We start from the raw sequence: 13926 nt of genomic DNA on the forward strand, positions 1-13926 counted from the left end.
TAATATTATCTAGCATGGTTCTAAATCCAAAACATCTATAAAAGCTTTTTTAGATACTTTATTCATAATAAATTTTAAATTTTTCTATAAACGAATTTTTACTATTTTTCCATCTGTACGTTAGAGATTAAATAATTTTTAATTATATCTAAAACATCATCTATTTCAGATTTTTTACATATACATCCTAAAACTTCTTTTTTTCCTCCCGCATTAAATTTTCTGTTCTTTAGTTCTTGTATTATTTCATACATATCTATTTTTTTAGCAAGTTCAGGAGAAATTCTAAAGTATATTTGAGCTTTTCCATGAAAGTTCTTATTTACAACTACTGCCCCCTTATAACCCATCTCCCAAACGACTTTTCTAGCCACTTTAGATATAACATTATATGAGCTTTTAAATTCTACAAAGGCAATGTTTTCCCTAACATCAATATTGCCAATAATATCATTTATTGTTTTTTCTATATTCTCAACATTCTTTATCCATGGATCATATTCTAAGATTTCTTTTATTTCATAATTTAAAAGAACATTAACCGCCTTTTCTACCCAATTTTTATCCATAACTATGTAATTAGAATCTATAAGTTGGACTATCATTAAAGCTTCTTTTTTTGAAATATTTTCTTGCTTTAATAATTTATTTACTAAAGAGATTTCAAAAGCTTTTTTTCCTAAATCACCAACAGCCCCTAGAGCAGAATAAGCATCCCAGTGGTTAAAATACTCTGAAATTACAATAGTTGTAGAAGGTGATGATTTTCCTTTCAACAGTGGGTTTATTTGTATAACATGAGGGTTATTTATCTTTTTTTGAATATGATGATCAAAAAATATAACCTCTTTATCTTTAATTTTTTCCAATTCATGAGGAACGTTAAAATCTAAAACATAAATTTTTTCTGATTTCTCTATATATTTCCATATCCTTGAATCAAATGAATATTCTCCTATAGGAGGAGATAAATTTAGAAAGTTATCTATCTTCAAAACTTTTATTAGAATTGCTGCTGAAGTTATTCCATCAGTGTCCCAATGATGTATTAATAACATCCAAATCACTCCACAAATGGATTTTTAAAATTCTTTATAACTTCATAAACCTCTGGTCTCATCATATACTCTGGAGGCTGCTCTTTATTAATTATCATTTCTCTTAGCTTTGTTCCACTTATCTTTATATGATACTCTCCATCATGCGGACATATTTTAGCATTTACCATTTCTCCACATTTTTTACAGTAAAAAGCTTCATATATGAACATTGGAGTAATTCCTAAGTCGGGAAACTCCTTAAATAAATCCCAAGCTTCATATGGCCCATAGTAATCTCCAACTCCTGCATGATCTCTCCCTACAATAAAATGAGTGCATCCAAAATTTTTTCTCATGATTGCATGGTGAATAGCTTCTCTAGGTCCTGCATACCTCATCTCATATCTTACTGTTGCTAAAATAGCAGAGTTTTTTGGATAGTAATGTTTAAACAAAACATCATATGCTTTAATGATGACTTCATCTTTATAATCTCCTTTTTTCTTTTTACCTAAAACTGGATTAATAAATAAGCCATCAACAAATGTTAATGCAACCTTTTGAATATATTCATGCCCCCTATGAGGAACATTTCTTGTTTGGAATGCCACAATTCTTTTCCATCCTCTATCTTTAAATAAATCTCTTGTTTCCTCTGGTCTTAAAGTATATCTACCAAAAGGATTGGGTAATTCATTTAAAAGCTCAATTTCTCCCCCAACTAAATAATCCTCCATTTTATAAATTTTAGACACTCCTGGATGTTCTAAATCCGTAGTTTTAAAAATTTTTTGAGCAAATTCTTTTTTGTTATAAGTATAAATATCCTCAACACACATCCTTGCTATAGGTAGATCATTATAATAAAGCAGAATTTCATCCCCTTCTTTAAAGGAAGGATTTTTCAAATCAAGAACTATAGGTATTGTCCAGGGTATATCATTACTTAACCTCATACAATCTAAAACAGATTGAAAATCTTCATTATTTAAAAATCCCTTGAGAGGTGAGTATACTCCATAAGCAATATTTTCTATATCAATAGCGTTCCCATAATTAATTTTAATTTTTAGAAATTCATTTTGTTCTTCTAAAATTTTCTCTTTTTCCCTAGAAGATAATAATTTTTTAACTAGCTTCCCACCATGTGGCTTAGAAATCATTTAACCACCTTAAAAATATATATTTATATGTTTATTTATTTATATGTTAATAAATTTTTAATCTTTTTTACTTTTTCTTCTTTGATAAAAAACATTTTATTTCTTTATCTTCTTCTAAATTTGATATATTTTTTAAAACATAATATCTATGTATAAATAGATTTCGGAATTAGAGGAGTTGTCGAAAATTAAAAATTGATTATTATTGATTTATTACTTGATATTACTCTTATTAAAGTTTGTATGTTGTGAACTATCTATATTATATTAATGCATTTCATTCTCCAATCTTACTGATAATTTTAAGTAGATTTTTTCCGTCTTGACCATATCTACTATCCCAAACAGCTGAAGTTATAGAAATTAAACCATAATCTTTATAATAACAAAGCTAAGATTGAAAGTTTATCATGAATTTGTTTTATTTAACCTTCTTTTTTGTAATATACATACAATCTGTTTATGGTAGCTCCGGTAGAATCTGATATATATAGCTTATCTGAACTTTTTAGAAGTTTATCAATTATTTCGTAAGTAATAGGGAGAATTTTAGATAAATCTTCTAAAGTAATTCTTTTAAATGACCTACCAAACGTAGAATGGTCAATATACGGATTAAACAGAGTTTTTGACAATGTTTCTAAATCTCTTAAACTTATTTTAAGGATAAATTTTATAATAAAGGCTGATATATACTGATTATATGATAATAAAGGATTTCTACCGACTCTACTAAACTTATTTTTGGATTCACCAAGTTAGTTATGGATAAAATTAAAATACAAGTTTGACGTAAATCAAAAAGTGAGCATCTTCTGTCCTATTTTTTCCAGTACTATTTTTACATTTTTATCCGCTCATACATTTTATTATCTCTTTAACTATATTCCATAATTTCATAATTTTTCGACACTCCCTGATGTTGGTAAAGCTTATATACTATATAAAATAATACTATATAAAATATAAGAGCGAATATTATAAAGCAAAATTTTTGTCTTGTGAAATAACGCCTCTAAGGGAATGAAAATATAACAACGGATTATTTATTAAAAAATAAAAAATAGCAAAATAACCCTTAAATAAATTTAAACTCCTTAAAAAAATAGTAAAGATTAACTCTTTTTTTCCAAAATTTCCTCTAATTCTTCCTCTTTTATCCTCTCCCCAGTTATCATATAAACTATTCTATCTCCTATAGAAGCCACTATATTCCCACTCCTCTCCAAGTATTTGGCAGCAAAGATAATATCAGTGGCTAAGGTTAGGTTCTTAGAAGGATTCTCTAAGATTTTTGAGATCATACATCTATAGAGTTCTTCATAAAGCTCATCCATCTTTTTGTCCATGTTGTAAACATCTCTTGCTAAGCCTTCATCTCTATTCTTAAAGGCTACCATGGCATTCTTTATCATGGTTATTAAGTAATCTTTCATAACTTCCAATATTTGATTTTTCCTTTTTCCTTCATACTCTGACTTTAACAAAATTTTGCAAATCTTGGCTGCATTATCTCCAACTTTCTCAAGTTTAGAAGAGATTTTAATACAAGTCATTAACTCCCTTAAATCCTCAGAAACTGGATGATGTAAAGCTATAGCTTTTATACACTTATCTTCTATTTTTATCTCCATCAAATCTATAGCTGTGTCTCTCCTTCTTATATGCTTAGCTTTCTCCTTATCTCCTTCAATAAATGTATTTACAGCAGATTCTGTTTGATCAATACAGAGCTCAGCCATCTCTAAGATATCATTTTCAATTTCTTTTAGCATCTCCTCAAATTTTTTTGGCATCTTTCCACCTTTACCCAAATCTACCTCTTATGTAGTCATCAGTTTCCTTCTTCTGTGGATTTAGGAAGATTTGCTCAGTCTCTCCAAACTCTATTAACTTACCCATCAAAAAGAAGGCTGTATAGTCAGAGATCCTACTTGCCTGCTGCATGTTGTGAGTAACAACCACTATAGTATAATCCTTAGCCAACTCTAACATTAACTCCTCTATCTTCAATGTGGAGATTGGATCAAGAGCAGAGGTTGGCTCATCCATTAATAGAACCTCTGGCTTTACAGCTATAGCCCTTGCTATACATAACCTCTGCTGCTGACCTCCAGAGAGGGCAAAGGCATTTTTATTAAGTTCATCTTTAACCTCATCCCAGAGAGCAGCTTTTTTTAATGCCCACTCAACAATCTTATCAAGCTCTTTCTTGTCCTTAACTCCATGTATCCTTGGACCAAAGGCAACATTGTCATAGATGGACATGGCAAAGGGATTAGGCTTTTGGAAAACCATTCCTACTCTTTTCCTTAGCTCATAGACATCTACATCCTCATCATAAATATTCTTTCCATCTAAGAGAACTTCTCCCTCTATTCTAACATTATCTATTAAGTCATTGAGCCTATTAAGGCATCTTAAGAATGTACTCTTCCCACAGCCAGATGGTCCTATTAAGGCTGTAATTTTATTTTTATATATTGGCATGCTTATATTATATAAAGCCTGTTTCTCCCCATACCACAAGCTTAAGTTTTTTGTTTCCATCTTAATCTCTGGCATCTTCTCACTTTTTTATAGTTTTATATCTTCTTTTAGAGCATATCTTATAGGAACAAAGATAGAGAGGAAGATGATTAGCATAACTAAAGCAGCCCCCCAGGCTATTTTATGATCCTCTGGAGAAGGACTTTGAATTAAATTATAAATTAAAAGAGGAATAGCTCCTATAGGTTGTAGAGGGTTGAGAGAATAAGTTTCATACAACCCCCCAACTGTAAAAAGTAAAGGAGCTGTCTCTCCAGCAACCTTAGCCATTCCTATTAGAATTCCTGTTAAGATTCCTTTCTTAGCCATCTTTGTTATCACTTTAAATATCACTTGAGCCCTTGTACAGCCAAGTGCATAAGCTCCTTCTTTATAAATCCTTGGAATCTCTGACATAGCCTCTTCAGTATAGACAGCAACATAGGGGGTTAGAATTAAAGCCAATGCTATAGCCCCAGCTAAGGCTGAGTAAGTTCCCATTGGAACAACAAGGACAGCCATAACAAAGGTTCCTACTAAGATGGTTGGGAACTCTAACATAATTTGTAAAAGAACCTTTGTAGCCCTACCAATAAAGCTTTTTGGAAATTCATAGGCATAAGCTCCAGCTAAGAATGCTAAAGGAACTCCTATAAGTGTGGCTAAGACTGTTAATAGTAAAGTTCCAACTATTGCTGGTCCAATACCACCATCACTTAAAGTATTTGTTAAAAAACTTATTCCTCTTTCAGCTAAGATTGGATAACCTCTCACTATAATAGAAAAAATGATATGAAAAAGAGGAAGTACAGCTAAGAAGGTTAAAAAAGAGACAACAATTAAAAAAATTTTATCTTTGATTAATCTAATCCTCTTAGTGTTGGACATGCTCTCTCCACCTCTTGAGCAAATAAATACCAATGATATTAACTATCAGCCCAATGATAAAGAGAACTAAACCAGCTGCATAGAGGACAGAGGTCATATACTCATAGAGGTTAGCATTTCCATACTGGTTAGCTATTAAGGAAGAGATTGTATAACCAGGAGCAAACAACTTATAGGTTAAGTTAAAAGAGTTTCCAATAACTAAAGAGACTGCTACAGTCTCTCCCAAGGCTCTACCAAAGGCTAAGATAATCCCTGAAATAATAGCTGGCTTAATATAGCCAATTAAAACCTTTGTAGTTTCATATCTTGTTGCTCCTAAAGCTACTAACCCCTCTCTGTAAATTCTTGGGATCATTGCATAGGCTTCCCTTATAATAGCTGCTGCAAAGGGAGTAACCATTATTCCAAGTAAGACACCAGCAGCAAAGTAGGAATAGCCTATATAAGGAGGATAGTCAAAAAGAGGAATGAATGAGAAGTGCTCATACAAAAACTTCATTATATGATCCCTTAACAGAGGCACCAAGATAAAGGCTCCCCAGATCCCATAAATAATAGTTGGAAGCCCAGCCATAATGTCAGAGATGATAATAAGAGGATACTTTAACTTCTTAGGAGCATAGTCATTAACAAAGATGGCATAAGCTATAGATAGAGGAAGAGCTATTAAAACAGCCAACACTGCTGTATATATAGACCCCCATATAGGTGCAGCTAAACCATAAACCTCTTTTGTAGGATCTTCAGAAGCTTGCCAAACATTTTTTATAAATAAGTCTATGCCATACTTAGCTATAGCTGGATAGGCATTGATGAAATAGACAGCCAACATTATGGCAAAGATGAAAAAGATGAGTGTTATAACTGGAAGTGTAATAAGCTTAAACTCATCAAACCTTTTCTTCATAATCTCTCCTTTTTGGTAATTTACTTCATTATTTGTGAATTATTAAACTAATAGAGTAGTTGATGGAAGAGCTATAAATAATTTACTTAACCAAAATTACATTCTTTATAAGAAATTCTTTCCCTCCTTCAAACTTTAGAGATAAGCTTTTACACTTAGGACAATAGATTTCAATCTCATCCAAGATCTCTGGCTTCCCCTCATAGCCACATTTTAGACACTTGCATTTTGGATCAATGAACTTTATCTTTAACTCAGCCCCTTCACAAGCTGTTCCCTCAGCAATAACTTCAAAGGCAAACCTTAACTGATCAGGGTTAATAAATATTAGCCTCCCTATCTCTAAGTGTATCTCCTTAACCTTAGCATCCTTATAATCTTTAATACTCTCCAAGATGGAGTTTAAAATAGAGTATGCATAAGAGAGTTCATGCAAACCCTTCACCCAGTAAAAAGTTTTGATGTGAAACCATGAGAGAGATTACTGAAGAGAAGTTAAATAACTATATTGAAAAAACAAGAGAAGCTATAGAGATTATTAAGAAAGGGATGCCACCAAGGAGAAGCTTATTATATGATATAGCAAAAGATTTTTTAACCATGATAGAAAGTTATTATAAAGATGCTTTAGCATTTAAAGAAAAAGGAGATTATATAAATGCCTTTGCCTCTCTCAACTATGCCTATGGCTGGATTGATGCTGGGGTTAGATTAGGACTATTTGATGTTGGAGATGATGATGTCAGGTTTACACTTGCTAAGTGAGATATTGAACTCTCTTCTCTATATTTTACCAGCCTATGTAGCCAATGCCTCTGCCTGTATATTTGGAGGAGGTAAGCCCTTAGATTTAAATAAATGCTGGCCAGATGGTAGAAGGCTACTTGGAGATGGGGTTACAATTAAAGGCTCTTTTTTTGGTATCTTACTTGGAACTTTAACAGGTTTTATAGAAGGGCTATTTTTTAATGCTCCCTTACTTTATTTAAAGTTAGGCTTCACTCTCTCCTTAGGAGCCATTTTAGGAGATGCCATAGGAAGCTTTATTAAAAGAAGGTTAAATATAGAGAGGGGTAAGCCAGCTCCTCTGTTGGATCAGCTTGACTTTGCCATTGGAGCTTTAATACTTGGCTCTCTAATAAAACCTATAGCCATTCACCAAGTATTTATTATTTTGTTGATAACTATTTTTATTCATCTATTTGCCAACATCTTAGCTTACTCTTTAAAAATTAAGGATGTTTGGTGGTAATATGAGAGTATCTATAGATATAGAGCTAAATGACAAGCCTGGAGAGCTTTTAAAGGTTTTAACACCCATATCTAAGTATAAAGCTAATATAATAACTATTATTCACTCAAGGGAGGAAATTGTTGGGGGAAGAGTGCCAATAAGATTGGTTATTGACACTGACAAGGAAAAGTTAAAAAAGATATTGGAAGAGATTGAAAAGGTTGCTATTGTAAAAAAAGTTGATGGAGAGGAGAGAGCTATTTACTTAGATGTTGTTGTTATTGGCCATGTTGTTGACACTGATGTTAAAGATACAATAGATAGAATTAATGAGATTGGCTTAGTTGAAGACCTTGACTTAATTATGCCACACCCTGATAAAGAGTCTTCAGCCATGATGAAAATTATAGTAAAGAAAGAGAATATTAAAAAGCTCTGTAGATTACTTGAAGAGATTGAAAAGGAGAAAAACTTGTTATTTATAAAGTCAGCACTGGTGAAAGGGTGAAGGTAGCAATTATAGGCTTTGGAGTTGTAGGAAGAGGCTTAGCAAAGGTTCTTTATTCAAAGGAGAAGTGTTTAAAAGAGAGGTTTGGAGAATTTAAGGTTGTTGCAGTCTGTGATAGGTCTGGAGCTGTTGTAGATGAGGATGGCCTAAATTTAAAGGAAGTTATTGAAGTCAAGGAGAAAACTGGAAAATTGATTAACCATGATAAGGGTAGAGAGTTAAGCCCTTTAGATGTTATTAGAGAGATAGACTTTGATGTTACTGTTGAAGTCACCCCATCAAATTTAGAGACTGGAGAGCCTGCTAAAACCCATATCTTGGAAAGCTTTAAAAATAAGAAACATGTTGTGACGGCAAATAAAGGGCCCTTAGCTCTATATTTTAAAGAACTTGTGGAGAATGCTAAGAAACATGAAGTTTACTTTAGATATGAGGCAACAGTTGGAGGGGCAATGCCTATAATAAACTTAGCTAAGGAAAATCTTGCAGGGAATGAGATCTTAGCCATAAGGGGAATATTGAATGGAACCACTAACTATATATTAACAAAGATGGAGAAAGAGAAGGTGGACTTTGAAACAGCACTAAAAGAGGCTCAAGAGCTTGGATATGCTGAAGCTAACCCTTCACAAGATGTTGATGGATTAGATACAGCAGCAAAGATAGTTATTTTAGCAAATTCTATTATGGGTTTAAATAAGAGTATTAAAGATGTTAGAATTAAAGGGATAAGAAAGATAACTCCAGAAGCTCTTTTCTTGGCTAATAAGAGAGGATATACAATAAAATTAATAGGAGAAATTAGAGAGAATAGGTTAGTTGTTGAGCCTATGCTTATTCCTCTGGAAAGTCCTTTAAATGTTAAAGGAACCTTAAATGTGGCAATGTTTGAAACTGACCTTGCTAAAGAGGTTGTAGTTGTTGGTAGAGGTGCTGGAGCTGAGGAAACAGCTTCAGCTATTTTGAGTGATCTCATCTGGATTAAGAAGAGGCTCTAAGCTGTTCTCCTATTAACTCATCAACTCTCTCTAAGAACTCTTTAACCTTCTCCTTAGGAACCATAGCTCCTGAGGCTATGTTATGCCCTCCTCCAGTTCCACCAAACTCTTTAGCAATAGACATAACCTTACTTAAGTTTAACCCTCTATCAACTAACTTCTTGTTCCCCCTTGCTGAGAACTTTGCCACATCTCCCTCAATATAGTAGCCAATAACTGGCTTTTCCTTGGCTAAGATTCCTGCTACAATTCCAATATATCCCTTCCTACCTTCAAAGTACTTGATATTTCTTAAGCTCTTTAGCTCAACTCTCTTAATCTCTGACAATAAAGCTTTTTTGTAATCCCAAAGTACTTTATTCCCTATTCTTATACATTCATCATCCTCCAATCCTATCCCTATGCCAATGGAAAAATAGCCATGTCTTCCAACAGCATTTAGCATTTCAGAAAGGAGATGAGCATCTCTAACCTTATGCCTTAGTAGAACTCTCTCAATAATTAACTTCTCAGCCTCTTCAGGATATTTAAAGATAAGATGAGAAATAATTTTTTTATACTCTTCTTTACTTAAATCCTTCTTCTTAGGGTCTATCTTTAAATTTAATAGAAATTTTTCAGCCTTAGCCTCTGAGTTTAGGTCTTCAATATAAGGCTTTGTACAGTAAGCCATAGCCTTGTAAATCTCAACTCCATAAATGTTATAAATTATGTCATTGAATATTTTAATATATCTTTTCTCCCTTGCCTCATTGACTATAAACTTATTTAATCCCATGGGAGGAAATTGCATATCCCCAATCATCCCAACAATAGCCATCTGGGAGAGATCATAGTAGCCAAACTCCCTCGCAACAAAATAGCAAGTGCCACTTGCAGTTATCTCCTTAGCACCATCAAATCCATACAAGTGAGGGTTTAGCTGAACAATGTTATCTATAAACTCCTCTTCTATCTCTGGAGGATGATGGTCTAAGATGATAGCATCAACCTCTTTCTCTAATATATCATGAATCTGCCCACTTCCCATATCTGCAAAGATGTAGAGAGAGTTATCTTTACTAACCAACTTATCAATAACATTCCTTGAAAGGTGTTCAACAACCTTAACTTGAAAGGTTTTATTTGCCCTAAATAGGGTTTTGGTTAAGATTGTCCCACTACTAAGCCCATCAGTGTCATGATGAGTTATAACTTTAATAAAGTCATACTCTACGATTCTATTTTTTATCTCCTTGCTAAGCTTCTCTATCTTCTCCAACCCAGATAATTCCATAATTCTCACCCAAAGGTTAGATAAAGGAAAAGGACATATAAGAGAATTAAAATAACTCCCTCTTTTCTTCCTAATTTTCCTTTAATATAGCCTATCAATAAAATGAAGCTTATTATGAATAAAAAAAGAGCCTCCCTTTCCAACCCTGGAAGGGTTGAGAATAAAGCAGATAAGCCAATCCCTGCACCAATATCTGCTATATTACTACCTAAAACATTACCTAAAACCATCCCTCCAAGTCTTCTCTTAGCTGCTGAGATTGAAACAGCTAACTCTGGAAGAGATGTTCCAAGGGCTACTAAGGTTAAGCCTATAATAGTATCAGGGATGTTTAAATAATCAGCCAATTCCTTAGCTCCATTGACAAAAAGATCAGCTCCAACTAAAACCCCTATTAACCCTATAATAAGTAAAACTAAATTTATTGGTAAATTTATATTATCCTCTTTTTCCTCTTTCTCATTGGTGTTATCATTCTTTATACTCCATCTGATATAAAAAAGGAATAGGATAAGTAATATTAGCCCATCTAATAGAGAAAATCCTCCAAAGCTTAAAATTAGGGTTAGAAGAACAAATAATATATAGAATATTAGATTCCTTTTTAAGAATTTGTCTATTTTGACAGAGTCAAAGATTAAAGAGAGACCTAAGATTAACCCTATATTACAGATGCATGAACCTAAAATATTTCCAACAGCCAAGCCTGGGAGATGTTGATAAGAGGCTATAACTGAAGTAACAATCTCTGGAAAAGAGGTTCCAAAGGCTATAATTGTTGCTCCAATCACAAAGTTTGAGATATTAAAAAACCTTGCTATCTTCTCAGCCCCTAAGACAACCCAATCACTACAGTAGTATAGTAAAATTAAGCCTGTTAAGAAGGATAAAATCCCTATTATCATGAAAGTTTCTCCCTCTTTATCATTCTAAATTTTTTACTACCACACTCACATCTTAAGCTTTCAATTCTCTCATTTAATAGCTTATGTATTTTTCCACACTTTAAGCACTTATAGTATCTAACTGTTGGCTTAACTAAGCCAGTGTATATTTTCTCAGTGTCTCCAATATTTACTTTTAGCCTTTTCCCTATCAATCTTGCTATAAAGGTTGTGTTTCCAATAATCTCACTACCTTCATAATAGTTGAAGTTAGGGATTAGCTCAGAGATTACAAAGTTCATTTTTGTTATTTCCTCTTGAACCTTTAGCCACTCATCTATTGGCTTGTGAGAGTAGGAGAGATAAGCAACTCCTTCCTCTCCTAAGCATTCAACTCCTCTTGATAAGAATAGTTTTAGCCCATCTATTGTATATGGAGGGTCAGTTGAGAAGACATCAAAGTTATTCTTTAACTCCTCTGGCATCTCTTTCCTTAAGTCATGCTTCACTATTCTAATTTTAACTCCTTCCTTCTCAGAGAAGCTTTTAATTAAATTTAATAACCTCTCATCAATATCTACAACATAAACCTCCTCAGGAAACTGAGTTAAAGCCACTGGGAGAGAGGTTAGATCATCATCACCTATAAAAATAATTCTCTTCCCTTCTAAGTCTCCTCTCTCACACATTAAAGCAGCTCTATAGACAGAGGTTTCTGGAGTGGCATAGGATTGATCAAGGAGAGTATTAACCTCTGGCCTTTTCCTAAACCATGGCTTAACCTTCTCTAAGATTTCTTTAAAAAATTCATTTAAAACAATTCCTCTACCTTCACAGAGAGGGCACCTTAAAGAACCTTTAAATTTGAATTTTAATACATTTTCAACAAACTCTAACCCCTTTTCAGTTAATACAGCTCCATTTTCTCTTTTTAAGATTCTCTCTCTTTCCAATATTGTCCTAACCTTGGCAACAATTGGAAGAGGTAACTTACAAAGTTGAGCTATCCTTTTAGTTGAGATTGGCTGATTTCTATATATAACTCTTAATATATCCTCTACCCCCCTCTCTCCCTCAGAGATATTAACCTTCTTAGCCACCCTTTTTAATAAATTTCTATCCTCTCTCTCTTTCACTTTTCCCTTTCCCATCTTTCCAATAATCATACTTCTACCTCAAGATCCTAAAATAATCTTTTTAATCTCTTCCAATTTCTCCTTTAAAGTTTCTTCATCCTCAGCCTCTAAGTTTAGCCTTAATAGAGGTTCAGTGTTTGATGGCCTTATATTGAACCAGAAGTTTTTACAGTAAACAGAGACTCCATCAAGCTCTTCAATCTTACAATCTTTAAACACTTCTTTAATCCTCTCTAAAACTTCCCTCTGGTCTTTAACCTTAAAGTTTATCTCTCCACTATGGTAATATTTACTAAACTCTTCTCTAAGCTCTGACAATTTTTTATTTTCCATAGCCTTAACAATGTAGTATAAAGCCAATAGAGGGCTTTCAAAGTAACCAATCTCTTTAAAGTAGAAGTGGTTAGAAAGCTCTCCAGCAAATTCAGCATCTTCCTTATGCATCAACTTCTTTATAAAGTAGTGGCCAACTCTACACTTTATAGCTATTCCTCCAAACTTTTCAATGGTTTCAGGAACAACCTTAGAGCATCTTAAGTCATAAATAATCTTAGCCCCTCTTTTCTCTTTCAATATTTCCCTTGCTATTATAGCTGTTAATATATCTCCTCTTAAAGTTTCTCCAGTCTCATCAACCATTCCTAACCTGTCTCCATCACCATCAAAGATTAAGCCCAACTCACAATTATGCTCTTTAACAGCTCTCTTTATATCCTTTAAACACTCCTCTTTTAGAGTGTCTGGTAAATGAGATGGAAAGGTTCCATCTGGCTCAGAGTTTATAAAAACTTTCTCTTCTAAGATCTCATCCAATATCTCTTTTTCAGCTATTGTTGTAGCTCCATTGGCAAAATCTACAGCTATTTTATGGTTAAGCCTTCCAATCCTCTTTAAGAAAAATTTTTTATAATTATCAATGACATCAACCTTCAGCTCATCTAAATTAATCTTCTCCTCCTTAACTTCATAGTATTTAAAGTAAGGCTTAATCTCTTCCAAGGGTGAGAGTGGAATAGCCTTTCTATCACACATCTTGAAACCTGTATACTCTGGTGGGTTATGAGAGGCTGTTAAGGAAACTCCTAAATCATAGCTATCCTTGGTGGCAAAGTATAAAAGAGGAGTTGAGATAACCCCAGCATAGTAAACATTGGCATTTTCCATAAGCCCAGAGATAAAATAGGGAAGAAGCTTTTCAGAGCCTATTCTTACATCTCTACCAACTAAGATATCTTTATCCTTGTAAAGCTCTCCTATCACTCTTCCCAAAGAATAGGCAAATTTTTCATCTATCTCTTCCCTATATTTTCCCCTAATGTCATAAGCTTTAAAAACCATAAGCTATCACTTTTTTAATGTT

Annotated in this window: 15 protein-coding genes; 4 read left to right on the plus strand and 11 right to left on the minus strand. The window is 33.2% G+C overall.

The window, feature by feature from the left end; genetic code table 11:
- Positions 1-101: 101 nt before the first annotated feature.
- The 7 genes from METIN_RS00005 to hypA form a co-directional block, all read right to left on the minus strand.
- Complete coding sequence (locus tag METIN_RS00005) at positions 102-1058, minus strand: DHH family phosphoesterase (RefSeq protein WP_013099421.1); 957 nt, start codon at positions 1056-1058, stop codon at positions 102-104.
- A 5-nt stretch (positions 1059-1063) separates the two neighbouring features.
- The gene (sat, locus tag METIN_RS00010; protein WP_013099422.1) at positions 1064-2203 is read right to left on the minus strand and encodes a sulfate adenylyltransferase; all 1140 of its coding nucleotides are present in this window, start codon (positions 2201-2203) and stop codon (positions 1064-1066) included.
- 1115 nt (positions 2204-3318) lie between these two features.
- The gene (gene phoU, locus METIN_RS00015; RefSeq protein ID WP_013099423.1) at positions 3319-3999 is read right to left on the minus strand and encodes a phosphate signaling complex protein PhoU; all 681 of its coding nucleotides are present in this window, start codon (positions 3997-3999) and stop codon (positions 3319-3321) included.
- 10 nt (positions 4000-4009) lie between these two features.
- Positions 4010-4768, minus strand: coding sequence for a phosphate ABC transporter ATP-binding protein PstB (gene pstB / locus METIN_RS07690; RefSeq protein WP_048203239.1), 759 nt, complete (start codon positions 4766-4768; stop codon positions 4010-4012).
- A 12-nt stretch (positions 4769-4780) separates the two neighbouring features.
- A complete protein-coding gene (gene pstA, locus METIN_RS07695) occupies positions 4781-5620 on the minus strand; it encodes a phosphate ABC transporter permease PstA (protein WP_013099425.1) in 840 nt (279 codons plus the stop codon).
- The gene (gene pstC, locus METIN_RS00030) at positions 5607-6530 is read right to left on the minus strand and encodes a phosphate ABC transporter permease subunit PstC (RefSeq protein ID WP_013099426.1); all 924 of its coding nucleotides are present in this window, start codon (positions 6528-6530) and stop codon (positions 5607-5609) included. Before pstC ends, pstA begins: the two co-directional genes overlap by 14 nt.
- Before the next feature lie 82 nt (positions 6531-6612).
- On the minus strand, positions 6613-6966 hold the full coding sequence (gene hypA, locus METIN_RS00035; protein ID WP_013099427.1) for a hydrogenase maturation nickel metallochaperone HypA: 354 nt from the start codon (positions 6964-6966) through the stop codon (positions 6613-6615).
- Positions 6967-7001: 35 nt separating this feature from the next.
- Here hypA and METIN_RS00040 point away from each other — a divergent pair, with 35 nt between their 5' ends.
- Genes METIN_RS00040 through METIN_RS00055 form a run of 4 tightly spaced genes read left to right on the plus strand, consistent with a single transcriptional unit; the run spans position 7002 to position 9270 of the window.
- Positions 7002-7295, plus strand: coding sequence for a DUF357 domain-containing protein (locus METIN_RS00040; protein WP_013099428.1), 294 nt, complete (start codon positions 7002-7004; stop codon positions 7293-7295).
- Positions 7270-7782 (plus strand): CDP-2,3-bis-(O-geranylgeranyl)-sn-glycerol synthase, encoded by a 513-nt coding sequence (locus tag METIN_RS00045; RefSeq protein WP_013099429.1) that lies wholly within the window; start codon positions 7270-7272, stop codon positions 7780-7782. The genes METIN_RS00040 and METIN_RS00045 overlap by 26 nt, the downstream gene beginning before the upstream one ends.
- A 1-nt stretch (position 7783) precedes the next feature.
- Positions 7784-8272: an ACT domain-containing protein gene (locus METIN_RS00050; RefSeq protein WP_013099430.1), complete on the plus strand. Its 489-nt coding sequence runs from the start codon at positions 7784-7786 to the stop codon at positions 8270-8272.
- Entirely contained in the window at positions 8269-9270 is a 1002-nt protein-coding gene (locus METIN_RS00055; protein ID WP_013099431.1) for a homoserine dehydrogenase, read from the plus strand. The genes METIN_RS00050 and METIN_RS00055 overlap by 4 nt, the downstream gene beginning before the upstream one ends.
- Here METIN_RS00055 and METIN_RS00060 read toward each other — a convergent pair.
- Genes METIN_RS00060 through METIN_RS00075 form a run of 4 tightly spaced genes read right to left on the minus strand, consistent with a single transcriptional unit; the run spans position 9254 to position 13904 of the window.
- On the minus strand, positions 9254-10546 hold the full coding sequence (locus METIN_RS00060; RefSeq protein ID WP_013099432.1) for a DHH family phosphoesterase: 1293 nt from the start codon (positions 10544-10546) through the stop codon (positions 9254-9256). The two genes, METIN_RS00055 and METIN_RS00060, sit on opposite strands and share 17 nt — an antisense overlap.
- A gap of 5 nt (positions 10547-10551) precedes the next feature.
- On the minus strand, positions 10552-11451 hold the full coding sequence (locus METIN_RS00065; RefSeq protein WP_013099433.1) for a calcium/sodium antiporter: 900 nt from the start codon (positions 11449-11451) through the stop codon (positions 10552-10554).
- The gene (locus METIN_RS00070) at positions 11448-12596 is read right to left on the minus strand and encodes a bis-aminopropyl spermidine synthase family protein (RefSeq protein WP_013099434.1); all 1149 of its coding nucleotides are present in this window, start codon (positions 12594-12596) and stop codon (positions 11448-11450) included. The genes METIN_RS00065 and METIN_RS00070 overlap by 4 nt, the downstream gene beginning before the upstream one ends.
- Before the next feature lie 9 nt (positions 12597-12605).
- A complete protein-coding gene (locus METIN_RS00075) occupies positions 12606-13904 on the minus strand; it encodes a phosphomannomutase/phosphoglucomutase (protein WP_013099435.1) in 1299 nt (432 codons plus the stop codon).
- Between the last annotated feature and the right edge of the window lie 22 nt (positions 13905-13926).

The sequence above is a fragment of the Methanocaldococcus infernus ME genome, from assembly GCF_000092305.1.
Taxonomy (GTDB): domain Archaea; phylum AGJL01; class Methanococci; order Methanococcales; family Methanocaldococcaceae; genus Methanocaldococcus; species Methanocaldococcus infernus.

Bases quoted from the DNA above. Each gene is read 5' to 3' on its own strand.
- METIN_RS00005 (WP_013099421.1), bottom strand. From the start codon at position 1,058: ATGTTATTAATACATCATTGGGACACTGATGGAATAACTTCAGCAGCA.
- sat (WP_013099422.1), bottom strand. From the start codon at position 2,203: ATGATTTCTAAGCCACATGGTGGGAAGCTAGTTAAAAAATTATTATCT.
- phoU (WP_013099423.1), bottom strand. From the start codon at position 3,999: ATGCCAAAAAAATTTGAGGAGATGCTAAAAGAAATTGAAAATGATATC.
- pstB (WP_048203239.1), bottom strand. From the start codon at position 4,768: ATGCCAGAGATTAAGATGGAAACAAAAAACTTAAGCTTGTGGTATGGG.
- pstA (WP_013099425.1), bottom strand. From the start codon at position 5,620: ATGTCCAACACTAAGAGGATTAGATTAATCAAAGATAAAATTTTTTTA.
- pstC (WP_013099426.1), bottom strand. From the start codon at position 6,530: ATGAAGAAAAGGTTTGATGAGTTTAAGCTTATTACACTTCCAGTTATA.
- METIN_RS00040 (WP_013099428.1), top strand. From the start codon at position 7,002: ATGAGAGAGATTACTGAAGAGAAGTTAAATAACTATATTGAAAAAACA.
- METIN_RS00045 (WP_013099429.1), top strand. From the start codon at position 7,270: ATGTCAGGTTTACACTTGCTAAGTGAGATATTGAACTCTCTTCTCTAT.
- METIN_RS00050 (WP_013099430.1), top strand. From the start codon at position 7,784: ATGAGAGTATCTATAGATATAGAGCTAAATGACAAGCCTGGAGAGCTT.
- METIN_RS00060 (WP_013099432.1), bottom strand. From the start codon at position 10,546: ATGGAATTATCTGGGTTGGAGAAGATAGAGAAGCTTAGCAAGGAGATA.
- METIN_RS00065 (WP_013099433.1), bottom strand. From the start codon at position 11,451: ATGATAATAGGGATTTTATCCTTCTTAACAGGCTTAATTTTACTATAC.
- METIN_RS00070 (WP_013099434.1), bottom strand. From the start codon at position 12,596: ATGATTATTGGAAAGATGGGAAAGGGAAAAGTGAAAGAGAGAGAGGAT.
- METIN_RS00075 (WP_013099435.1), bottom strand. From the start codon at position 13,904: ATGGTTTTTAAAGCTTATGACATTAGGGGAAAATATAGGGAAGAGATA.